At 60.7% G+C, this 20,681-nt stretch carries 18 protein-coding genes; 10 read left to right on the top strand and 8 right to left on the bottom strand.

Annotated elements, in window-relative coordinates:
- Positions 1–176: 176 nt before the first annotated feature.
- From BGE01nite_RS12890 to BGE01nite_RS12875, 4 genes are read right to left on the bottom strand one after another with little or no spacing between them, the layout of a single operon-like run.
- Complete coding sequence (locus tag BGE01nite_RS12890; protein WP_146850882.1) at positions 177–1,220, bottom strand: hypothetical protein; 1,044 nt, start codon at positions 1,218–1,220, stop codon at positions 177–179.
- A gap of 30 nt (positions 1,221–1,250) precedes the next feature.
- Positions 1,251–2,561: a DUF1501 domain-containing protein gene (locus tag BGE01nite_RS12885; protein ID WP_146850881.1), complete on the bottom strand. Its 1,311-nt coding sequence runs from the start codon at positions 2,559–2,561 to the stop codon at positions 1,251–1,253.
- Positions 2,562–2,578: 17 nt separating this feature from the next.
- On the bottom strand, positions 2,579–5,521 hold the full coding sequence (locus tag BGE01nite_RS12880; RefSeq protein WP_170266765.1) for a DUF1549 domain-containing protein: 2,943 nt from the start codon (positions 5,519–5,521) through the stop codon (positions 2,579–2,581).
- Positions 5,518–6,105: an RNA polymerase sigma factor gene (locus tag BGE01nite_RS12875; protein WP_146850879.1), complete on the bottom strand. Its 588-nt coding sequence runs from the start codon at positions 6,103–6,105 to the stop codon at positions 5,518–5,520. Before BGE01nite_RS12875 ends, BGE01nite_RS12880 begins: the two co-directional genes overlap by 4 nt.
- Before the next feature lie 516 nt (positions 6,106–6,621).
- Here BGE01nite_RS12875 and BGE01nite_RS29285 point away from each other — a divergent pair.
- Positions 6,622–7,341 carry a hypothetical protein gene (locus BGE01nite_RS29285; protein ID WP_176601359.1) on the top strand — a complete coding sequence of 240 codons (720 nt, stop codon included), beginning with the start codon at positions 6,622–6,624 and terminating at the stop codon, positions 7,339–7,341.
- 81 nt (positions 7,342–7,422) lie between these two features.
- Entirely contained in the window at positions 7,423–8,220 is a 798-nt protein-coding gene (lpxA, locus tag BGE01nite_RS12865; RefSeq protein WP_146850878.1) for an acyl-ACP--UDP-N-acetylglucosamine O-acyltransferase, read from the top strand.
- A gap of 90 nt (positions 8,221–8,310) precedes the next feature.
- Here the strand turns inward: lpxA and BGE01nite_RS12860 are convergent, their stop codons facing one another.
- Positions 8,311–8,610: a GYF domain-containing protein gene (locus BGE01nite_RS12860; protein WP_146850877.1), complete on the bottom strand. Its 300-nt coding sequence runs from the start codon at positions 8,608–8,610 to the stop codon at positions 8,311–8,313.
- A 411-nt stretch (positions 8,611–9,021) separates the two neighbouring features.
- Between BGE01nite_RS12860 and BGE01nite_RS12855 the strand changes: the two genes are divergently transcribed.
- Complete coding sequence (locus tag BGE01nite_RS12855; protein ID WP_146850876.1) at positions 9,022–11,277, top strand: serine/threonine-protein kinase; 2,256 nt, start codon at positions 9,022–9,024, stop codon at positions 11,275–11,277.
- A 203-nt stretch (positions 11,278–11,480) separates the two neighbouring features.
- Here the strand turns inward: BGE01nite_RS12855 and BGE01nite_RS12850 are convergent, their stop codons facing one another.
- From BGE01nite_RS12850 to BGE01nite_RS12840, 3 genes are all read right to left on the bottom strand, one after another.
- Positions 11,481–12,656 (bottom strand): ABC transporter permease, encoded by a 1,176-nt coding sequence (locus tag BGE01nite_RS12850; protein ID WP_146850875.1) that lies wholly within the window; start codon positions 12,654–12,656, stop codon positions 11,481–11,483.
- The gene (locus BGE01nite_RS12845; RefSeq protein WP_146850874.1) at positions 12,653–13,312 is read right to left on the bottom strand and encodes an ABC transporter ATP-binding protein; all 660 of its coding nucleotides are present in this window, start codon (positions 13,310–13,312) and stop codon (positions 12,653–12,655) included. Before BGE01nite_RS12845 ends, BGE01nite_RS12850 begins: the two co-directional genes overlap by 4 nt.
- A gap of 74 nt (positions 13,313–13,386) precedes the next feature.
- Positions 13,387–13,935: a dihydrofolate reductase family protein gene (locus tag BGE01nite_RS12840; protein ID WP_146850873.1), complete on the bottom strand. Its 549-nt coding sequence runs from the start codon at positions 13,933–13,935 to the stop codon at positions 13,387–13,389.
- A 146-nt stretch (positions 13,936–14,081) separates the two neighbouring features.
- Here BGE01nite_RS12840 and BGE01nite_RS12835 point away from each other — a divergent pair, with 146 nt between their 5' ends.
- The 7 genes from BGE01nite_RS12835 to BGE01nite_RS12805 all read left to right on the top strand — a co-directional run bounded on the left by BGE01nite_RS12835 (position 14,082) and on the right by BGE01nite_RS12805 (position 20,663).
- The gene (locus BGE01nite_RS12835) at positions 14,082–14,858 is read left to right on the top strand and encodes an MlaE family ABC transporter permease (RefSeq protein WP_146850872.1); all 777 of its coding nucleotides are present in this window, start codon (positions 14,082–14,084) and stop codon (positions 14,856–14,858) included.
- Positions 14,858–15,670 carry an ABC transporter ATP-binding protein gene (locus BGE01nite_RS12830; RefSeq protein ID WP_146850871.1) on the top strand — a complete coding sequence of 271 codons (813 nt, stop codon included), beginning with the start codon at positions 14,858–14,860 and terminating at the stop codon, positions 15,668–15,670. Before BGE01nite_RS12835 ends, BGE01nite_RS12830 begins: the two co-directional genes overlap by 1 nt.
- Positions 15,667–16,164 (top strand): outer membrane lipid asymmetry maintenance protein MlaD, encoded by a 498-nt coding sequence (mlaD, locus tag BGE01nite_RS12825; protein WP_146850870.1) that lies wholly within the window; start codon positions 15,667–15,669, stop codon positions 16,162–16,164. Before BGE01nite_RS12830 ends, mlaD begins: the two co-directional genes overlap by 4 nt.
- Complete coding sequence (locus BGE01nite_RS12820; protein WP_146850869.1) at positions 16,161–16,739, top strand: MlaC/ttg2D family ABC transporter substrate-binding protein; 579 nt, start codon at positions 16,161–16,163, stop codon at positions 16,737–16,739. The genes mlaD and BGE01nite_RS12820 overlap by 4 nt, the downstream gene beginning before the upstream one ends.
- Positions 16,736–17,515: an MlaA family lipoprotein gene (locus tag BGE01nite_RS12815; protein ID WP_146850868.1), complete on the top strand. Its 780-nt coding sequence runs from the start codon at positions 16,736–16,738 to the stop codon at positions 17,513–17,515. Before BGE01nite_RS12820 ends, BGE01nite_RS12815 begins: the two co-directional genes overlap by 4 nt.
- Before the next feature lie 209 nt (positions 17,516–17,724).
- Positions 17,725–20,457: a PVC-type heme-binding CxxCH protein gene (locus BGE01nite_RS12810; protein ID WP_146850867.1), complete on the top strand. Its 2,733-nt coding sequence runs from the start codon at positions 17,725–17,727 to the stop codon at positions 20,455–20,457.
- A gap of 2 nt (positions 20,458–20,459) precedes the next feature.
- Positions 20,460–20,663, top strand: a complete 204-nt coding sequence (locus BGE01nite_RS12805) for a hypothetical protein (RefSeq protein WP_146850866.1) — start codon at positions 20,460–20,462, stop codon at positions 20,661–20,663.
- The last annotated feature ends 18 nt before the right edge of the window (positions 20,664–20,681 follow it).

Raw genomic sequence — 20,681 nt, 5'->3', positions numbered from 1 at the left:
GCCGTGACGAACGCACGCAAGACTCCACACCTTCTTCCAAGGTTGATCGAACACGGCGCTGAGAGCCGCGATATCATTCCAAACCTCAGCTGGACGAAACAATCGCCGGTAAATCGTAAGATCTACTCACCGCTCCACCTTGCTGCGGAATCGGAGTTCCGCGCTCCAATGAATCACTATCCCTGCGGCACCGGGGCTCCGCGATAGATCCCATCATACCATCCATTGCCGACATAGGGCGTGGCGTCCTGGCTTTCGATTTGAAGGTATCGGCCGATCTTGGTCAGCTTGAAGGTGGCGGGTTTGGTCTTCACGGTCGCCTCGCCATCGCTGAAGGTGAACTCGGCGGTCATCTCGCCACTTTTGCTGGTGATGACTTTCTCGGGTGGAGCCGTGCCATCGATCTGAGAAGCATCCTGGCCTTCTTTGCGCGCGGAACTCAGGCTCACGCGCAGCTTGCCATCCTTGCCCAGGCGCAGGCTGGCATGACCGCCGCCGAGGTCATCATACTCACCGTCCCAGCCGGAGCCTGTTTTCGGGTCTGGCATGGTCTCGATGAAGTAATACGCCCTCGCTGTGGACTGCGCCATCTGCAGCCAATGTTCTGCGGTTGGTTCGGCAGATTTCGCGGGTGCAAAGCGTGACTCGGTTTTCGGTTCCGCCACTGTTGCTGCTTTGGGCATCGCCAAGTCCAACCAACGTTGCCGCAACGCTGTCCACTGATCCTTCCAGATTAGAAGAGCTGGACGATCCGCGGGTGCCCAGGTCTTGGTGGCATTTTTCAGCGAAGCCACCAGTCGGTCATTCGCGGCCTGAAACTCCTTCTTGTAGAGCTGCAGCAGCTTCGCCTCGCTGGCGCGTTTGTAGAGACCGTTGATGCCGGCATCCTGCGGTTGCTTCTGACCTTCGCGATAGCCGATCACCACCTTCGACTCGCTGATCTCAGCCGTGAAGTAAGTGCCGCGATCTTCTCCCTCACCCGCGATGCGTGCAAAGGTGAGCGACTTGTCCTTCCTCGGCCCATTGCCCGTCCAGATGCCCATGGATCCAGGATCACCGGCGAAGCGCACGGTCACATTGGTGTTGCCAAAGTCAGCCTTCTCCAGCGTCAGATGACGCATCGTGGTCTCGTCAAAATACGTGAGCTTTTCCGGCGCCGTCTGGGCAACCAGCGATGCGATGGAAGCCGTGATGACGAAGAGCAGTGAACGGAGCATCATGAGCGTGAGGAAAGGTGGATGAGCCGGTGATCAAGCGATGAGCTCCGTGATCGTGCGACCACGCCGCGCACCATTGCCGCCATGGATGTTAAAGTTCCCCGCGGAGCCTGCGGATACCATGTCATCCGTGCGGATGCCCAGCAGGGTTCCGATGGTCGAGTGGAAGTCGAGCACACTCACGGGATTCTCTTCCACGCGAGTGCCCGAGACATCCGTTTTGCCATAGGCCTGTCCGCCACGCACCTGTCCGCCTGCGATCATGGAGGAGAAGGCGATCGGATGATGATCGCGTCCGTCTCCACTGAGCTTTGGAGTGCGGCCAAACTCGGTTGTCAGGACCACGAGTGTGCTTTCCAGCAGGCCACGCTCTTCCAGGTCTGCGAGCAGGGCCGACACGCTCTGGTCCACACGCTTGGCCAAGCCTTCGACCTGCGCAAAATTGTTCGTGTGGGTGTCCCAGCCGCCGAGCTCCACCTCGACGAACTTCGTGCCGCGCTCGACCAAGCGGCGGGCGAGCAGCACACCACGACCAAAGTAGTCGCCGCCACCATAGTCTTCGACCACCTGGCTCTTTTCCTGGCTGAGATCAAAGGCATCCAGCTCCTTGCTCGTCATCAGCTTCACGGCATCTGCATAGACATCCACATGCGCCTTCACGTCATCCGTCGGATACTTCTGCATGAAGCCCTGATTAAGACGATCCGCGAGGCTGGTGCGACGTCGCAGCGCGGTCATGGAGTCACCGCCTTGCAGCTTCGTGTGCTCGATGCCCTTGCTCGGATCCAGCACGGGCACCGGCGCATAGCGCGCATCTAGAAAGCCGCTGCTCGGATGTCCTGCCAGGCCGCCGAGACGGATGTAGGGTGGCAGCGTGGAGTGGCCATCCACGACCTGCCTGGCCACCCAGGCACCGAGTGCCGGATGCCGCATGGACACGGAGGTCTCGAAGCCCGTCATCACCTTGTAAGAGCCTTCCTCATGCGCGCCTTGAGTGTGGGTCATGGATCTCACCACGGCGATTTTCTGCCCCTGCTCCGCCAGCAGGGGGAAGAAGTTGGAAAGCTGCAGTCCAGGAGCCTTCGTCTGGATCGTGCGCACGGGGCCTTGATAACCCGCAGGTGCGTTCGGCTTCGGATCAAAGGTGTCGATGTGGCTCATGCCTCCGCGCATGTAGAGATAGATCACATGCTTCGCATGCTTCTCCAGATTGCCAGAGGTTTGGTTAGGCGCGGCAGCCAGTCCGGCGCGAGGGATCAGGCTGACTCCCAGGCAGGTCTTCGCCAGCCGCTGCATGAAGGCACGGCGGCTGGGTTCATCGAGGCGCAACAGTTCGTTTTTCATGGCAGGGAAGGGCTATTTTACTTTTGAAAGGTGAACTCAGCGGTGGAAAGTAGCGCACGGGCGATCGACTTCGGATTGCGGGACTCGCCCAAAATCTCGATGCAGGCTTCGAGTTCCGCTTTTTCAGGCTCGCGTGTCAGGATGGCCAGGAAGGCTCCGCGGGCCACATCACGCGCATTCATGTAGCGCCGCAGGCTTGTGTTCAGCGGGCTGCCCGAGCGGGCCACATGATCAAAGAAGTCACTGTTGAGCATCAGCAGCGCCTGCGGGACTGTGGTGGCGCTCCAGTTGTCACCGATGAAGTCACGGTTCCCCTGGCCGAAGAGACGCAGAAAGTGTCCCGCTGGTGTCGGCTGCGGCAGTTCCGAGGCACGCTCAAAGCCGCCGCCTGCAAACTCCTGCGCCATCTCACCCATGCGCCGTGCGCGCCGCTGCTCGGCGGTCATCGCTTTCTCCTCATCGGTAGCCATCTTGCGAGCCACGGTGGTGACCTCGCTGGCCTTGGTGGCAGTCACGGCCTTCTCCAGTTCCTTCACGCCCGGTGGGTCAAAGTCGAGGTTCTCATCCAGCTTCGGCACGGCGAGTGCCATCATGCTGTCCCACACCTGCTCCGCCTGCAGACGACGCAGGACGGGACCTGCAAACGCATAGTTGGTTACCTCAGTGGCTTCCTGAGGTTGCACGGATGATTCACTGCGATAAGCCTGTGTCAGGCAGAAGACGCGCAGGATCTGGCGAAGGTCATACTTCGAGTCCCGCACCACATTCACCAGATACTGCGCGAGGTCGGGATTGGCGCAGTCAGCGATCTCCTTCACCTGCTCGGTCGAGCCTGCGAAGGGCAGGCCAAAAAGTTTTTCCCACAGGCGGTTTGCCAGGGCGAGGCTGAACCGCGTGTTTTCACGTGCGGTGATCCAGTCCGCAAGCGTGTCCGCAGGCCGCGGACCTGGAGTGGGAGGCTCTCCATACAGCACTGCCGCAGGCATGAGGTCACCTGGCTTCGCATCCTTGTATTGATAATCATCCGGAAGCTTTGCGGCGGTGCCTTCACCATTCGTCACACCGGCGCCACCGGCGGCCAGTTGCAGGCTCTCCAAGGCGCTGCTGATGCGCGCATACTTGGCGCGGCGCTCAGGATCCATGCGGTTCATGGCCATGCTGTCATAGCGCTCCACGGCTTTCTTGATTTCCTCAGACTCCACCTGGCCCACCTTGCTTGCCTGGGTGCCCATCTGGATGCCGGAGGTCCAGGCCATGAACTGATGATAGTCCTTCCGCGTCCAGCGGTCATAGGGATGATCATGGCACTGCGCGCAGGAGATCTGCAGGCCGAGGAAAAGGCTCGCCGTGCTTTCGATGTTCGCCGCGCGGTTGGCACCATCACGCAGATAATATCCCGCTGCCGGTGCGCGCCAGCCATAACCTTCCGGGCTCAGCAGTTCACGCGCCCATTGGTCATACGGTTTGTTATCCCGGATGCTCTGCTTGATCCAGGCGAGGTAGAAAGAGCCCTTCACATCACCATCCAGTTGATCGCGTGCACGCAGCAGGGCGGTCCAGAAGTTAAACATGTGGCTCACGTGCCCGTTCGAGGCCAGCAAGCGGTCCACCAGCTTGGCATGCCGGTCAGGTGACTTGTCCGCCATGAAGACCTGGATCTCATCCGTGGTCGGGATGCGCCCCACAAGGTCCAGATGCACACGCCGTGCCCAGATGAGATCTGGCGCGGGCTTGCGCACGGTCTGTCCGCGCTTCTCCAGATCCTGGCGGATCAGTTCATCAATGCGCTGCGCGGTCTTCAGTGTTTGTGCGGGATTCACTGATTCACTCTCCGTGGACACTTTGACTTCTCGAGCGCGTTCCGAAGTCCACTCACCAAAGTCCGCGCCTTCCTCGATCCAGCGATGGACCAGGCCCGACTCCTCCGGTGTGAGCGGTGTGCCTTTACCCTCGGGCGGCATGGCATCTTCATGATCCTTGGGCAGGGTGATGCTGCGGATCAGGCTGCTCTTGTCCGGCTTGTGCGGGAACACCAGATTGTCCGTGCGGCTCTTTTCGCGAATGGCGGCCAGATCATCCAGGCGGATGTCTCCCTTCGGCTTCTTCTGCGTGCTGCTGTGGCATTCAAAGCAGGAGCGCTTCAGCAGCGGCAGCACATGCTTTTCAAAGTCTACCTTTCCTTGCACCGTCAAGGCGGCATCACCCGAGGCGTCGGGTGATGGCTTCGAAGTCAGGCGCATCGGCGTGGGCAGGGCGCTCTCCTGCATTTCCGGTGCTCTCGGAGCAGGTGTGGGCACCGCGGGCACAGGCTCGGCTGGAGTCTTGGCAACCAGAGCGGGTGTCTGAGCTTCCTTCACCTTTTCAGGCGCTTTCACGGGCTCTTCGATCACCGGCATCTTCAGTGCCGTCTCCACCTTCGCCACTTCCAGCGGTACGGGAGGTGTTTCTTTTGGCAAAGTTGGTTCGGGCGGTTGCTGCGCCACCATCGGTGCTGGTGCTTCAGGGGTGACCGTTCCGGGCACAGGCACCGGCGTGCCCGTGCGCTGCGCGACGATCTCTCCCAGTCCCAACTGATCCACCATGTCAGGCCAGGCGAGGCTGCCGAGCATGGATCCCAGCACCAGCGCCGCTGCCATCTGCTTCCAGCGTGTGGTGGTGAAGGTCCGCCACTGCGTCAGCGGATTACCAAGTCTCCGCCGCGCGCCACGACGATGCCCGATCGTGGCTTTTTCGATCTCCTCCATCAGCGCTTCACCGGACTGAGTCGCCACACTCGCCATGATGGCTTCCTGCAGGCATTCGCTCTTGTCCTTCGACGCCAAAGCCACGCGCAGCACGGCATCCATCTGGATCTGCTGCCTCAGTTCAGCGAGTGCCTCCGCATCTTGCTGCAACGCCTGCCACTCCGCTTCGGTCAGCTCGTCGCGCAGTGCTTGGTCGATGATCTCCTCAGGTTTCATGACAGGGCCTCCGTGGGTTGAGATTCGATGCATTGACGAAGCTGCTGCCGCAGCCGCATGAGCAGCGTGCGCACGGCCAATGTGCTGCGGCCTGTGCGGCGCGCGATCTCATCACTACTCAGCTCATGACCATAACGCAGGTCCAGGATCTCCTGCTGGCTGTGCCGGAGTTTGCCCAGGCAGACACGAAGCTGGTCTGCGCGATGATGCTCGCTTGCTGAATCGCTGGTGGATTGTGCCAGCTCAAGACGCAGATGATCCAGGTAGCGCTCCTGCTTCGCCGACTCCCGGGCATAGGCTTTCAGTTTATCGCGCAGCAGATTGTGCGCGATGCTGCGCAGCCAGGGCTGCAGCGAACCTGTGCGGAAATCCTCCAGATGCTGATAGGCAAACACAAAGGTGTCATGCGCCACTTCATCAATCACCTGCGGCAGGGGCGCGCGCAGTGCCAGGTAGGTACGCAGCGGCTGCAGATGCCTGGCCAGCAGCGCGCGGAAGGCATCGTCATCTCCGTCCAGCGCCTGACGCGTCAGGGACTCGTCCGGAGCGGAGGCGGCATCGAGTGGATGGGAGGTGGTGGCCATTCAGAGTGTTTATGGACGACCGACTCCTGAGTGTGGCAGAAAAAGGCATGGCTTGGCAAAAATAAATAAAGGGAGCGCTGGTGAGAATGGCCGAGGGACGGTGTCCAAAGGGTCCGCTTGGGTCCCTTTGGAGGTGGGCGGGTGTGGTGGAGAGTGAGGGGCTATGTGGGGAATGACCAATGACCAAAACTCAATGACCAAGGAACGGAGCCGTTTACGGTTGTTTACTGTGGTTGACGGTTGTTTACTGTGGTTTCAGAAAGAGGAGACCAATGACGAGACGGAAAGGGGGGCGATCCGAGTCAATCCGACTGGATCCGATCTGCGGTGGACGGCGTGGATGGAGCTGGCGGAGGCGGGCTCCACTTTCGGAGCAAGGTGGCCGCCTTGAGCGGGATCCGAGTCAATCCGAGTGGATCGCGGTGGAGTGGGCTGGCCTCCTGCGCCTCCCTCACGAATCCTTACATTCCGAAGTGGCGGGATGGTATTTCCCAAGCGTATCTTGCCCATCCCCCCATGTCCCTCATTCACCGTTGCCTCATCCCCGTGGCGCTTGCTGCCATTGTCTCGTGCCAGTCTCTGCCGACGGCTCCCGAACCCATCGAGTTCAGTTACGATGCCGCAAAGTTGAAGAGTGAGTACAAGACCTCACGCCAGTTCGGCATCGCCACGCTGCATGCCAGCAGCATCCGCACGGATCGCGATGCGCAGGGAAATCCCACCTACCTCGCCACCGGTGGTGCCTTGCTGGTGAAGGACAGCGTGCCGGCGATCATCGCGACAGCGCCTGAGATTTTCCTCAATGCCAACGAGGCTGAGCTGCGCGGCATATCGGTCGTCAAAAAAGGTGGTCTCCTCTATCAAGCCACCACGGAAACCTCGAAGATCTTCATTGATGGCGTGTTTCTCCGCTTTGAGGGGCATCACCTCGTCAGGCAGGCTGGCGGGCCCGCCAGATCTTCGGAAGAGTCTTCCTTTGTCAGAGTCACTCCTCCGCCTTCGGCAGCCCCGGTGCCCACTGGCCAGCCCAGCGCCTTTACCGTGGCACCCTTGCCGCAGTCTCGGCCCCAGGAAGCTCCGAAACCTCGTTCCGCCCAGCCGAAGCGCACGACGCCAAAGCCTGCTGCATCGAAGCCCAAGCCTGCCGCTCCGAAACCTGCTGCTACGGCTGCACCAAAGCCTGCTGCTCCTGTGGATCGCGCCAAAGTCCTCCAGCTCATGCGCGAGCCTGAGTGATGGCTGATGTCATCGTCGAAACCGGTGGTGGAATCCGTTTGCGAGCGCCGGACGGCGGACGAATAGACTGCCGTCTCCACCATGCCCATCCATCCCACCGCCGTCATTCATTCCTCGGCCGAGCTTGATCCCAGTGCCGAGGTCGGACCCTATGTGATCATTGATGGTCCGGCCAAGATCGCCGCAGGCGCCCGCATCGAGGCGCATGCGCAGATCGTGGGCCGTGTGGAGATTGGCGAAGGCTGCGTCATCGGTCGTGCGGCTGTCATCGGCGCGGATCCGCAGGACATTCATTTCAAGACGGAGACTGACAGCAGCGTGATCCTGGGGCCGCGCAATGTCATCCGCGAGCATGTGACCATCCATCGTGGCAGCAAGCCTGGCAGCGCCACACGCCTCGGGGAAGGGAACTTCCTCATGGTCGGCGCGCATCTCGCGCACGACGTGCAGCTCGGAAACAAGAACATCCTCGCGAACGCCTGCCTGCTCGCCGGACACATCCAGGTGGGAAACAACACCTTCATCGGCGGCGGCGCCGTGTTTCACCAGTTCATCCGCATCGGTGATTCGTGCGTGATCCAGGGGAACGGTAGTTTCGGCAAGGACATCCCGCATTTCTGCGCCGCCATGCGTACGAACCGGATCACCAGCCTGAACATCATCGGCCTCCGTCGCCAGGGGTTCACCTCCGAGCAACGCGCCGCCATCAAGGATCTCTTCAAGCTCCTCTTCTGCTCTGGCAAAAACATCTCTCAGGCACTCGCCATCGCCCGTGAGCGCGAGTGGTCCGAACCCGCCTCACGCCTGCTGGACTTTGTCAGCGCTCCATCGAAGCGCGGCATCTGTCCCTGGCGTGGTGAGGTGGATCTGGAGGATTGATTCCGAATCTCCAGATCGAGAGACGGTGTGTCACCCTGCCCGCCGGAAGATCCGGCGGGGCATGAGGCGAGATTTCGCTGATCTTTGGGATCAGGCGACCTTCTTGGCCTTCTTCGCGGCGGCTTTTTTGGCCACAGGAGCGGCAGGCTCAGGGGCGGGCGCTGGTGCTGGCGCGGCTTTCTTCGCGGCGGGCTTTTTCGGCGCAGGCGCGGCAGGGGCTTCAGCGGCAGGGAGGGAGTCAGCCCACTCGTTGACGTGCAGCCAGTTGTCAGTGTTCTCAGCGCGGACGTAGTCGCTGTCTTTCAGGAGGCCTCGCTGGTAGAAACTGGTCATCTCATCAGTCGGGAAAGGACCGAATTCAACAAAGGCGCGGCTAAGGTAGAGCATCATGGGTTTTTTAGGGGGGTTAGGTTTGGGGCAGGGGACATACCCCTGGTTATACCCATGCCAAGCAACTTCCTTGCCAGATTGCTATTTTGGGCCACTTTTACCCCTCATTAAACGTTCATCGTCAAGCTTAAAGGTCGCCTTTTCTTGGGTGAAAAACGCTGTTTTTGGCAGGCTGGCTCATGGGGGGGCTTTGGTGGCTCTGAAAACCTCAACATTTTTCAAGCCGCCGAAGGTGCCCCTTGCTCCCCTCATCTCCGGGCATTGCTTGTCCATGCCGAGGAAATGTGTCTCCGAGAGCGGTCTCAGAGATCAATTGGGGTTAATTTTCCATTCTCAAACGTATATCCTCCTTGCCAAAGAAGCAGCATTCAGGTTTTCCTTGAATGAATTCAATCACTCCTCAACAAACGGATGGCGGAACGATACAAGATTTATGAGCAGCTCGGCGCAGGTGGCGTGGGGGCCGTGTATCGTGCCTACGACAACGAGCTGAAGCGCTGGGTTGCCATCAAGCGCCTCATGAGCGCCAACGATATCAGTGGTGATGAAAAGCTCACCGCTGACCTGCGGCGTGAGGCGGATGCGCTGGCCTCCATGCGCAATCCCAACATCGTGACCATCTTTGACGTGGCCAGTGATGCCGAGGGCCTCTTCATGGTCATGGAGTTGCTGGAGGGTGAGGACCTCGCGGATGTGGTCGCTCGCGGCCCGCTGCATTACGATGACTTCAAGGAACTGGCGAACCAGGCTCTTGAGGCTCTGCTTGGCGCGCATCAGCGCCACATTCTGCATCGCGATATCAAGCCGGAGAACATCAAGGTCGAGCGTCTGCCCGGCGGCCGAATGCAGTCGAAGATCATCGACTTCGGTCTCGCCCGTGCCGGCATGCGTGCGCGCAAGCAGACGGAAGATCAGAGCGGCACGGTGATGGGGTCCATCCACTACATGGCGCCGGAGCAGCTCACCCGGCGACCAGTGGATGACAAGACGGATCTCTACTCCCTGGGTTGTGTTTTCTATGAAGCGCTTTCCGGCCGCAAAGCCTTTGATGGTGACTCCGTGGCCACGGTGATCGACAAGCACATCAACCACGATCTGGTGCCCCTGCACATCGTGGCGCCGCATGTGCCGCCCTGGCTTGGTGCCTGGGTCATGCGCCTCATGGCCTGCAAGCCAGAGGACCGCCCCGTGAATGCCCAGCAGGCGATCGAGGAATTTCGTGCTTGGGAAAAGATGGCCTCGGCACCGCAGATCATGCCCTGGATGCCCATGGGTTACGGGCAGATGCCGGTGTATCCTCAGTATGGCACGGGCGGTGTGCCGATGGCCACACCCACCACCAGCTCCGTGCCGGTGCAGCCCATGTACTATTCCACCGGGCAGGTGCCTGCTTATGGCACGGGTCAGGTGCCGCCCGTGTATCAGACGGGGCAGGTTCAGGCCGCCTATGCCACGGAGCCCGTGCCATTGGAGGCCATTCCAGTGGCGGAACCCATCATCGAGGTGGGTGGCTTCACCCAGCAGCTACCTTCCTCCAGCAGCAGCCCCGCCGCACGGCGCACGCCTTCCAAACCGGTAGGCAGTACTCGGCTCGTCGGCGGTCATCGCGGTCCTGCCGCTCCGCCGAAACATGCGGCTGCGAAATCCTCCGGATCGAACGGACTCAAAATCGCCCTCGTCGCGGCGGGTGTGATCGCCCTCGGCGCGGCCGCCTTTTTCCTCACTCGCGGAGCTGGCGAGGAAAAGCGCACGCCGAGTCCGGCTCCCAGCGTGGCTAACGATGATTCCGGCAAGACCGCTTTCGAGCTGCCCATGGACCGCGCCTATCCGCCTGCGGATGCCGATCTCTGCCTGCATCTGGTGGCGAACACCGGTCTGAAGAAGGCGGACGGCAAAGGCGCGTCTGAGAAGGACATCGTCACGCAGTGGCATGACCTCTCTCCGCGTGGGAAAGATAATTATCTCCGCGCCCTGGATCCCAAGGCTGACATGGGGCCGCGGCGCAGCGTCTGGGCATCCACTCCGGCGAATGTCGCCGGTCCGAATGGCGGCCGCTCGGTGCTCGACTTCCATGCGCGCAGCGGCAAGGGCAGCGCCATGCAGATGAATGACCCGGGGGGGGAGAAGAACCAGTTCCCCTTTGGCTCGGCGGCTCCGAAGCAGCCCAAGGGCATGACCCTTTCCTTCGTCGCCCAGGCAGACGGAGGAAAGCTCCCCACCAACATCATGCGTCTCTCCGGCGATGGCGGCAACGAAGTGGTGGTCAGTGTGGATAACCAAAAGCGTGTTGTGGCTGCGGTTCGTGGTGATGGCAATTCCTCAGCCTCCCTCACCACCAAGGATGTGAATCCCACCATCGCCTTCACCGTCACGGTGACCTGGGATGCGGGCTCCGGCGAGGTCATTCTGCGGGTCAAGGATGCCACCGGCAAGACCAATGAGGTCAAAGGCACCGCGAGCGCGCCGAAGGCACCGCTCTACAAGCTGCAGATCGGCGCTGCCAACGCAGGCGCGGATCAGTTCTCCGGCTGGCTCGCGGATGTGCTGCTCTATGCCTCCGTCCCGCCGCTGAACAACCTCCAGCAGCTTCAAGGCACCGTCCTTCACTCCTACTACATGCATGGCGTGACCGCTCCGAAGCCGACCGCGCCTGCTGCCAAGAAGTGATGGAAGTGAGCGGATGAATCCGCTCCATGCGAGTTTGTTCGGTTTACAAGTTTTTCACAAGGTGGTTTACTCCCGGGACGCGGAAACAAAATATGCAATGACGCCATCTTTCCGGTGATTCACGCTCCACCGCTCCGCGGTTGCGCTTCATCACCGGCTACCAGCCGCCGAGCCTCCGGCTCGAAAACACTTTTGAATCTCTCTCACGCCAGCATCAGCCTCACCCAGGCATGCGCGTTCATCTGCACGAACACGGTGATCACTCCCGCCATGACGAGTCCCACGCCGCCGATGATGCCGACTTCAAAACTTTTGGTTAGGATCAGCGCCCCGGGTGAGATCCCCAGATCACCCAGCGTGGCGAACTCCCGCTGGCGCAGGCGGAAGGACAGCGCAAACACCAGCGCCGCGATGGCCAGCGCTGCTCCCAGCGTGACCGCGAGCACGCTCAGCGCCAGCGTCTGCATCTCAAAGAGCGTGCTCATCAGTGCCGCGAACTCCTCACGCGGGCGAATCAACTGCACGGGGCTCTTGTCCTTGAGGTAGCGTCCCGCCAGCATCGCCTCGGACTTCGCATCCTTGGGCACGATGATGATGGCACTGAGCGGATACTCGCCATTGTCACCATGGAAATGGAAGGTGCCGAGGTTCTTCTCCGTCACTTCGTTGAACATGCGCACGCTGGCGTTCGCGACCGTGTTGCCTTCTTCCTGCTTCAGCACAGCCTCCTTGTTCTCGGCCACTTCATCATGCCCATGCGCCAGCCCTGAGATGAGCCAGGTCGTCTTCAGGTCCACAAACACGGCATCATCATCCAGAGATCCATTCGCTGTCAGCACTCCGGTGATGCGCATTTTCAGAGGATACACACCCGCCATGTCAAAGACCTGTTCCTGCGTGGAGAAGATGGCATCTCCAGGCTTTAGACTTCGCTGTGCTGCCAGTCGCGCGCCGATCACGCAGTCGCCCAGGCGCGTGATCATCTTGCCACCCGCCAGTTCCAGTCTGCGAAAACGGAAGTAGTCGATCTCTGTGCCGATGATCGGGGCCTCCTGCGCATGAAAGCGCACATCCAGCGGGATGCAGTCCCCAAGCCTCTCCTTCCGGACTTCTGCCAGATGATGCATCGGAATCGCCGGCAGCGGCTGCCTTTTAAAGTACAACGCCGTGAGCATCAGGTCCAGCGCACTGCCACGTGCACCGAGAAGCTGGGGCGTGGTGATCGCGCGATCCTGCATCGCCGTCTCCGTCGCCTGCACCAGCACGCGTAAACACAACGGCAGCGCCGTGACCAGCGCCAGCGCGCCCGCCAACAGTAGGGTCTGCAATCGATGCCGCGCCACATAGCGCCACGCGAGCTGGAGTGAGGGCGCGATCATGAGGATGAAGAAGTAAAATCCTCCACACGCGCGTGCTGCGGAAACCTCGGGATCAAATCCGTGTCATGCGTCACGATGACGAGACATGCCCCGTGCTTTCGGCTGTAGTCCTGCAGCAGCTCGATCACGATCTCCCGCCGCTTTGCATCCAGCGAAGCCGTGGGTTCATCCGCGAACAAAAAGCGTGGTTGATGGACCAGCGCACGAGCGATGGCCACGCGCTGCCGCTCACCCTGCGAAAGCTGGCTCGCCAGCTTCTTCCAATGCGGCCGGATCTCCAATTTCTCCGCCAGTTCCAGTGCGACCTCTGACAAGGCTGCTCCACCACGGAAGCGCTGCGGCAATAAGACGTTCTCCTCCACCGTCAGGTAATCCAGCAGCGCGAAGTCCTGAAACACCAGCCCGATCTGGCTCAGCCGGAAGGCACGCCGTTGCGCCTCGCTCAGGCCGGTCAGCGTTTGGTCACCGAGCTTTACGGTGCCTTTCTCAGGCTCCACGAGTCCTGACATCAGCCTAAGCAGGGTCGTTTTGCCTGCCCCGCTCGGACCTAGCAGTGCCAGCGATCCACCCTCGGCCACCTCCAAGCCTTCCACCCGCAGCCGAAACGGGCTGCCGGGATAGGCGAAGTGGAGGTTGGAGACGGTGATGCCGGGCATGGGAGCGCACGGGATAGCATGAGAATGACGAATGACGAAGCCCGAATAACGAAAGGCCAATCTGGAAAGCGGGCCTACCTCTTCACCGCATACTTCATCACCACCAGACCGGCACCAATGTCCTGATGGTCGACGAGTTGCAGATCCACGTACTTCGTGAGCCCCGCAAACAACGTCGGTCCATGTCCGGCGATGCGGGGATGAATGATGAACTCGTACTCGTCAATCAAGCCTAGCTCCGTCAGTGCCAGGGCCAGCTGGGTGCCGGCCACGGCGATGCCCTTTCCGGGTTCTTGTTTGAGCCGCTGCACGGCCTCGGCCAGATCGCCATGCAGGAGTTCGGTGTTCCAGTCGACCTGCTTGAGCGTTCTGGACACCACGTATTTCTTCGCTGCATCCATGGTGCGGGCAAAGGGTTCCATCCATTCAGGAATCGTCCACGAGGTGATCGGCAGCCGCCAGGCCGTCTCCATCATCTGATAAGTCACCCGGCCAAAGAGCATGGCATCAGATCGCTCGATGCCTGCGGCGGCGTAGCGATGCAGTTCTTCGCACGGGATGCCGGCCATGTGATCACAGCAGCCGTCGACGGTGACATTGATGGTATAGCGGAGGGGGCGCATGATTGTGGAGTAACAAAAAAGGCAGATCAGATGTAATTAACCGTTCTTAATACGGTAGAGACAGCGGAGAACAATCTCTCACGCAGGTTGCATCGTGGTTAATGCCACGCCAGATTTCCAGTTCTCTTGATCAGTCCTCCCGATTCATGGTTCGTTCAGTTGGCGCACATTCTCTCTCTCTCGTTCGCGGGCTGGGTGACTTTGCCGTTTTCACGGCGCAGTCATTCCGCAGCGCTCTCACCACGCGGAAGCTTTTCCGGCGGGTGCTGCGTGCCGCTTTTGAGCAGGGTGCCCGCTGCCTGCCGGTCATTCTGATTGTGGGAACCTTCACCGGACTGGTGCTCGGACTGCAGGGCTACCACGTGCTGAACCGCTTCGGTTCGGAAAGCTTGCTCGGTGCTCTGGTCTCACTCAGTCTGGTTCGCGAACTCGGCCCCGTGCTTGCGGCACTCATGCTGGTAGGGCAGGCGGGTTCAGCCCTCGCCGCCGAACTCGGCATTCAGCGAAACTCAGAGCAAATCGCCGCGCTGGAGACCATGGGCGTCAGCAGCCACGGTTACCTCATCACGCCGCGCCTCATTTCCGCGCTCTTCGTTTATCCCATGCAGACAGCTCTCTTTGTGGCTGTCGGGCTCTGGGGCGGCTGGCTCTCGGGCTCCATGCTTCTAGGCCTCGAACCCGGCGTCTACTGGGCCTCCGTGGAGCGTGCGGTGGAGCCGGATGACGTCATGGAGTGCTTCGTCAAAGCCGCGGTCTTCGGCTTGCTCACTGTGTCCCTCTGCTGTTACAACGGCTTCAATGCCCACCGCTGCAAGACCGCCACCGGCGCACGTGCCGTGAGCGCCTCCACCACCCGTGCGGTGGTTCTGTCCTGTGTGACCGTTCTCGCGGCGGACTACGTGATCACCTCCTTCCTGCTGTGATGAGCACCGCCTCTCCATCATCCATGCTGCTTGAGGTCCAGGGCATCACGAAAAGCTTTGGTGACAATGCCGTGCTCACTGGTGTGGACCTTCATGTGCCCCATGGCCGCGTGGTCACCGTGTTAGGCCGCAGCGGCACCGGCAAGTCCGTCTTCCTCAAGTGTCTCGCGGGAGTCGAGCGTCCCGATGCCGGCACGATCCACTTTGATGGCAAGGCGCTCGATGTGGATGCGCCTGCCGCCCGCGCTGAGTTCTGCCGCCGCTGCAGTTTCCTGTTTCAACACAACGCGCTCTTTGATTCCCTCACCGCGCTCGAAAATGTCGAGCTGCCGCTGGAGCAGACGACCGATCTTAGCGCTGCGGAGGTCCGCAAACGCAGCCTAGAGGCGCTGAAGCAGCTCGAGCTTGATACCCACGCGGACAGCTACCCCAGCCAGCTCTCCGGCGGCATGCAAAAGCGTCTCGCCCTGGCCCGCGCCATCGTCACCCGGCCTGAGCTTGTGCTCTTTGACGAGCCCACCGCCGGTCTCGATCCCCTCCGCCGGAATGCGGTGTTTGAGATGATCGTGAAGTACCAGCGCCAGTTTGGTTTCACCGCTGTCATCGTCACCCATGACGTGGCCGAGGTGCTGGTCATCAGTGATCATGTCGCACTTTTGGATGGCGGCTCCATGCGCTTCGCGGGCACACCCGAAGCTTTTTCTACCTCCACCGACAGGTTTGTCTGCGATTTCCGTGACAGCACCCTTGCTCTCAGTCGGTCCATTGCCGCCCTGCGCCAGAGCAGCGCACCTCTCCCATTGAACTCATGAAAGCATCCAAGCTGGAATTCCTCGTCGGTCTCTTTGTCCTCCTCGGTCTTGCCGCAGTGGTCTGGCTGACGGTCAAAGTCGGTGCTGGTTCCATGGTCAGCGGCCCCACGTATACCATCGAGGCCCGCTTCACCAATGCCGGCGGACTGAATGTGGGCAGCAGCGTCCTCATCGCCGGTGTCACCGTCGGCCGGGTAGATGCCATCCGCATGAATCCGGAGGATTACTGCGCCATCGCCACGCTGCGTGTGATGGACGGTTTGAAGCTGCCCACCGACTCCATGGCCTCCATCAAAACCACCGGCCTGATCGGCGACAAATATGTCGCGTTATCCCCGGGCGCGGATGAGACGTATCTAGCGGCAGGAGCGCAGATCACTATGACAGAATCTTCCGTCGATATCGAATCTCTAATTGGCAAAATGGCCTTCGGTAGCGTAAACAGCGCTGCGGAGGGTGCTGAGCCCGCCCCTGGAAAAACACCCAATCCATGAACCGCCGCCCGTTTATCGCCCTGATCCTGGCTGCTCCTCTCCTGACTCACGGAGCTGCCGCAGATGAAGCCCAGGCCACCCTCCGCTCCACCATTGATGAGGTGCTGGGCATCGCCAACGGAGCCTCCAGCCGCTCTGCCCTCGCCTCCAGCGCGCGTTCCGTGCTGCAGCGCCGGGTGAGCTTTGAGACCATGACCCGCCGCGCGGTTGGCGTGGGTTGGAAGCAGTTCAGCTCCGCGCAGCAGGCGAAGGCCACGGATCTTTTCACCACCCTGGTCATCCGTACTTATAGCAACAAGTTCACTCCGGGTCAGACCGCGACCATTGACTACAAGGCCGCGACGAACCCGGCCTCCGGTCGCGTCGATGTCCCGACCACCCTCGTTTACAAAGGCAGCCGTTACTCCGTGATCTACCGCATGGAGCAGATCGGTGGCTGGAGGATTGCAGATGTGGTGATCGAAGGTGTCAGCCTCGTGGCGAACTACCGGTCCCAGTTGGATGCCAGTTTCAAGCAAGGCGGTGCTGAGGCCGTCATTCGCTCGCTCGAACAATCCGTCTCCCGTCCCTCATGAAATTGCATCATTTCCTCCCGCTCGTGGCCCTGGGGCTCGTCTCCTGTGCCACGCCGAAAAACACTCCTCCAGCCTCGGCCTCACAGCCCGGGGCTGCGGCCAAGGCACCGGCCTCGGGCGGCACGGATGCGCTCGATGACTACGGTGACACCGTTGTGGTCAGTGATCCTCTCGAAGGGCTGAACCGCGCCACCTTCGCCTTCAACGACAAGTTCTATAAGTGGGTGATGACACCCATCTCGAAGACCTACACCACGATCTTCCCCAAGCCTGTCCGCAAGAGCATCGACAACGCCTATGAGAACGTGAAGTTCCCCGTGCGTTTCGTGAACAGCGGCCTGCAGGGCAAGTTCGGACGTGCTGGCAAAGAGGCGCAGAAGTTCGGCGTGAACACCGTTGCCGGTGTCGGCGGCCTCTTCAAGGTCTCGGACAAGATCGATTCCCTCAAGGACGTGCCTGCTGAGGACACTGGCCAAACCTTGGCCACCTGGGGCATGGGCCATGGACCCTACATCGTGGTGCCTGTGATGGGCCCGACGACCTTGCGTGAGGCGGTGGGTTCCGGCGGAGACTATGTGCTGAACCCCATCAACTGGGGCTTTGTCTTCACGGGTGATGCCGATGACTGGGCCTGGATCCCGCCGACCGGGAATACCATCCGCGCCATGCCTGGCCAGCTCGATCTCTACAAGGAGGCAACCGCCAACGCCATCGACCCCTACACGGCCGTCCGCAGCACCTACATCCAGAACCGCAACGCCGCGGCTGAGCAGTAAGCTGGCAGAACCTCAACGTGATTTCAAAAAGACCGTGGTCATCAGGCCACGGTCTTTTTCTTTTCACGCCTCTATGTCCCTCGTTGTTCTCAGGGGTCAAAAATCCGGGGTTTCCGTCCCGCCATAGTCCACTTTCAAAACAAACACCCCGCCGGGCAAGATGAACTCTGACTTGCCCGTTCTTTGCGCCCCTCCATCATCGCCCCCTCATGCTGCGCCCCACCTCCGCCCTGCTTGTCATCGCCGCTGGCCTCTCCGCCACGGTCTTTTCTGCCGCTCCGGACAAGCCCAAAAAGCCTTCCAACTATGCCGTGGGCAAGCCAGCCTTCACACCGGACCTGAGCCAGCCTGCGTTCGATGCTTCCAAGGTCACGCCAGAGCATCTGGACACCAGCATGTTCAAGGTTCCTGAAGGCTTTGAGATCAGCGTCTGGGCCACCTCGCCCATGCTCTACAATCCCTCCAACATGGATGTGGATGCCCAGGGCCGTATCTGGGTCGCGGAAGGTGTGAACTACCGCCGTCACAGTGGTCGCAGCCGCGAGGGTGATGCCATCCGCGTGCTCCAGGACACCGATGGTGATGGCAAGGCTGACAGCAGCCATGTCTTTGTGCGCGAAAAGGAGCTCGAGTGCCCGCTCGGCGTGGCGGTGTTTGATAACGTAGTGCTCGTCTCCAATGCGCCGAACATCATCAAGTATGTGGATGTGAACCGCGACCTGAAGTTTGATCCCGCCGTCGACACGCGCGAGATCTTCCTCAATGGCTTCGAGCAGCAGCAGCATGACCACAGCCTGCACAGCGTTTACGCCGGACCTGATGGCCGCTGGTATTTCAGCAATGGCAACTGTGGCGCGATGTTCACCGACAAAAGCGGCACCACCTTCCGCATCGGCGGCGCTTACCTGAACAACCCCTATACCGGCGAGAAGAGTGATGACGGCCACGTCTACGTCGGCGGCTTCACGGCCAGCATCGACCCCAGCGGCCACGGTGCGCGCGTTCTCGGCTTCGGTTATCGCAACAGCTTTGAAGGCGTGAAAAACTCCTTCGGAGACATGTATCTCAATGACAATGATGATCCGCCAGCCTGCCGCGTGAGCCATCTCATCGAAGGCGGCCAGTTCGGCTTCTTCTCTGCCGATGGCAAGCGCCAGTGGCGCGCTGACAAGCGCCCCGGCCAGGACATTCCCACCGCTGAATGGCGTCAGGATGATCCCGGCAGCCTGCCTGCGGGCGATGTCTATGGCGGCGGTGCACCCACCGGCATGGCCTTCTATGAAAACGGCGCGCTGGATTCCAAATGGAATGGCATGCTGCTGAGCTGCGAGACTGGTCGTAACGTTGTTTTTGGTTATCTTCCGAAGCCTGATGGCGCGGCCATGAAGCTGGAGCGCTTCGACTTCTGCACCACGAACACCACCGGTGTCTTCAAAGGTAGCGACTTCGTCGGCGGCAAGGACAACATGTCCGACGAGCGCCACACGCTCTTCCGTCCGAGTGATGTCTGCGTCGGCACCGATGGCGCCATCTACATCGCCGACTGGTTTGACAAGCGCACCGGTGGCCACATGGACACAGATGAAACCTGCAGCGGCACCATCTACCGTGTCATCGCCAAAGGCACAAAGCCCGTCTCGCCGAAGCTCGATCTCGAAAGTCCCGAAGGCCAGATCGCTGCTCTCAAGTCTCCCGCCACGAACGTCCGTCACGTGGCCTTCACACGTCTGGAGGAAAAAGGTGCCGCTTCCTCCAAGGCAGTCGGTGCTCTGCTGGAAGACAAGAATCCGTATGTCGCTGCCCGGGCCGTCTGGTTGCTCGCTCAGCTTGGCGAGGCTGGCACCCAGCGCGTCCGCATCTGGCTCGAGTCGGATGAGGCCCACCAGCGTCTTGTGGCTCTTCGCGCCCTCCGCGCCGCCAATGCGGATGTGCTCGATATCATCAGCGCCATGGTGCACGATGCCTCTGCTGCTGTGCGTGCCGAGGTCGCCGTGGCCATGCGTGATGTGCCCGCTGCGCAGAGCCAGAACATCCTCATCGAACTCGCCAAGCGCTACGATGGCAAGGACCGCTCCTACCTCGAAGCCTGGGGACTTGGCTGCACCGGCAAGGAAGGCCCTGTCTGGCTGAAGCTGAAGGAGATTCTCGATGGCAACCCGCTGGACTGGACGGAGAAATTCGCCCGCCTCACCTGGCGCCTGCATCCTGTCGAAGCCGTGTCTGACCTTCAGGTCCGCGCCACCAGTGACAAGCTCACTCCGGCTGAGCGCAAGCTGGCTGTCGATACCCTCGCCTTCATCAAAGATGCCAGCGCCGCGCAGGCCATGCTCGCCGCTGCCAAGGACAAGGCGGCTCCGATCCATCAAGATGCCATGTGGTGGCTGATCAACCGCAGCACCAATGATTGGGCTGAGTTCGGCATCGCTTCCGAATTGAAGAAGCAGGGCATCTTCGATCCAGATGCTGTGAAGCTGGTCACCATCGAGACACCGCCTGCCATCCCGAGCACCATCAAGGTGGAGGAAGTCATGAAGCTGAAAGGCGATATCGCCCACGGTCAGTCACTCGTCGTTCGCTGCGTCATGTGCCATCAGTTGAATGGCCAGGGTGTTGAGTTCGGCCCGAACCTCCAGGGCTGGGGCATCAGCCAGCCGAGTGATATCATCGCCCAGGCTCTCATCGAGCCGAGCAAGGACATCGCGCATGGTTTTGACGGTGTCTCCATCACCTGCAAAGACGGCACCAAGATCGACGGCATGATCCTCAGCGAAGGTGACATCTTCATCGTCCGCAGCATGGGCGGTCAGACCCAGTTCGTGGCCAGAAACAAGATCGCCAATCGCAAGAAGATGGACCGCTCCCTCATGATGAGCGCCACCATGCTCGGCATGACCGCCCAGGACGTGGCAGACATCGTCGCCTACCTCCGTCAGGCCGAGTAAACATGAGCCGCTACGCCAGCAATCAGGACGTCGTGCGCTTCTTCGCCTCCCACGGCATCGAAGTCACGCACGTCCGCCGTGAAGGCGACCTCCGCCATCTACGCGTGAAGGATCATCCCCTCACTCTTCCGATGCCCGCGAGTCCCGACGAATGCCTCCGCATCGTCCGGGAGTGCATTGAGAGTATTTCAAAGCCGGGCGCCTAGAAGTCGCGAAGCGTCCCG

The sequence above is a fragment of the Prosthecobacter gellanilyticus genome, from assembly GCF_007992435.1.
Taxonomy (GTDB): Bacteria; Verrucomicrobiota; Verrucomicrobiia; order Verrucomicrobiales; family Verrucomicrobiaceae; genus Prosthecobacter; species Prosthecobacter gellanilyticus.
Note: the sequence above shows the minus strand (reverse complement) of the source record. Positions and strands in the feature narration are given on the sequence as shown.

Excerpts from the sequence above, each read along its gene's own strand:
- BGE01nite_RS12840 (WP_146850873.1), bottom strand. The coding sequence starts at position 13,935 with ATGCGCCCCCTCCGCTATACCATCAATGTCACCGTCGACGGCTGCTGT.
- BGE01nite_RS12810 (WP_146850867.1), top strand. The coding sequence starts at position 17,725 with ATGCTGCGCCCCACCTCCGCCCTGCTTGTCATCGCCGCTGGCCTCTCC.
- BGE01nite_RS12880 (WP_170266765.1), bottom strand. The coding sequence starts at position 5,521 with ATGAAACCTGAGGAGATCATCGACCAAGCACTGCGCGACGAGCTGACC.
- BGE01nite_RS12835 (WP_146850872.1), top strand. The coding sequence starts at position 14,082 with ATGGTTCGTTCAGTTGGCGCACATTCTCTCTCTCTCGTTCGCGGGCTG.
- BGE01nite_RS12845 (WP_146850874.1), bottom strand. The coding sequence starts at position 13,312 with ATGCCCGGCATCACCGTCTCCAACCTCCACTTCGCCTATCCCGGCAGC.
- BGE01nite_RS12885 (WP_146850881.1), bottom strand. The coding sequence starts at position 2,561 with ATGAAAAACGAACTGTTGCGCCTCGATGAACCCAGCCGCCGTGCCTTC.
- BGE01nite_RS12805 (WP_146850866.1), top strand. The coding sequence starts at position 20,460 with ATGAGCCGCTACGCCAGCAATCAGGACGTCGTGCGCTTCTTCGCCTCC.
- mlaD (WP_146850870.1), top strand. The coding sequence starts at position 15,667 with ATGAAAGCATCCAAGCTGGAATTCCTCGTCGGTCTCTTTGTCCTCCTC.
- lpxA (WP_146850878.1), top strand. The coding sequence starts at position 7,423 with ATGCCCATCCATCCCACCGCCGTCATTCATTCCTCGGCCGAGCTTGAT.
- BGE01nite_RS12830 (WP_146850871.1), top strand. The coding sequence starts at position 14,858 with ATGAGCACCGCCTCTCCATCATCCATGCTGCTTGAGGTCCAGGGCATC.
- BGE01nite_RS29285 (WP_176601359.1), top strand. The coding sequence starts at position 6,622 with ATGTCCCTCATTCACCGTTGCCTCATCCCCGTGGCGCTTGCTGCCATT.
- BGE01nite_RS12850 (WP_146850875.1), bottom strand. The coding sequence starts at position 12,656 with ATGATCGCGCCCTCACTCCAGCTCGCGTGGCGCTATGTGGCGCGGCAT.
- BGE01nite_RS12875 (WP_146850879.1), bottom strand. The coding sequence starts at position 6,105 with ATGGCCACCACCTCCCATCCACTCGATGCCGCCTCCGCTCCGGACGAG.
- BGE01nite_RS12815 (WP_146850868.1), top strand. The coding sequence starts at position 16,736 with ATGAAATTGCATCATTTCCTCCCGCTCGTGGCCCTGGGGCTCGTCTCC.
- BGE01nite_RS12860 (WP_146850877.1), bottom strand. The coding sequence starts at position 8,610 with ATGATGCTCTACCTTAGCCGCGCCTTTGTTGAATTCGGTCCTTTCCCG.
- BGE01nite_RS12820 (WP_146850869.1), top strand. The coding sequence starts at position 16,161 with ATGAACCGCCGCCCGTTTATCGCCCTGATCCTGGCTGCTCCTCTCCTG.
- BGE01nite_RS12855 (WP_146850876.1), top strand. The coding sequence starts at position 9,022 with ATGGCGGAACGATACAAGATTTATGAGCAGCTCGGCGCAGGTGGCGTG.
- BGE01nite_RS12890 (WP_146850882.1), bottom strand. The coding sequence starts at position 1,220 with ATGATGCTCCGTTCACTGCTCTTCGTCATCACGGCTTCCATCGCATCG.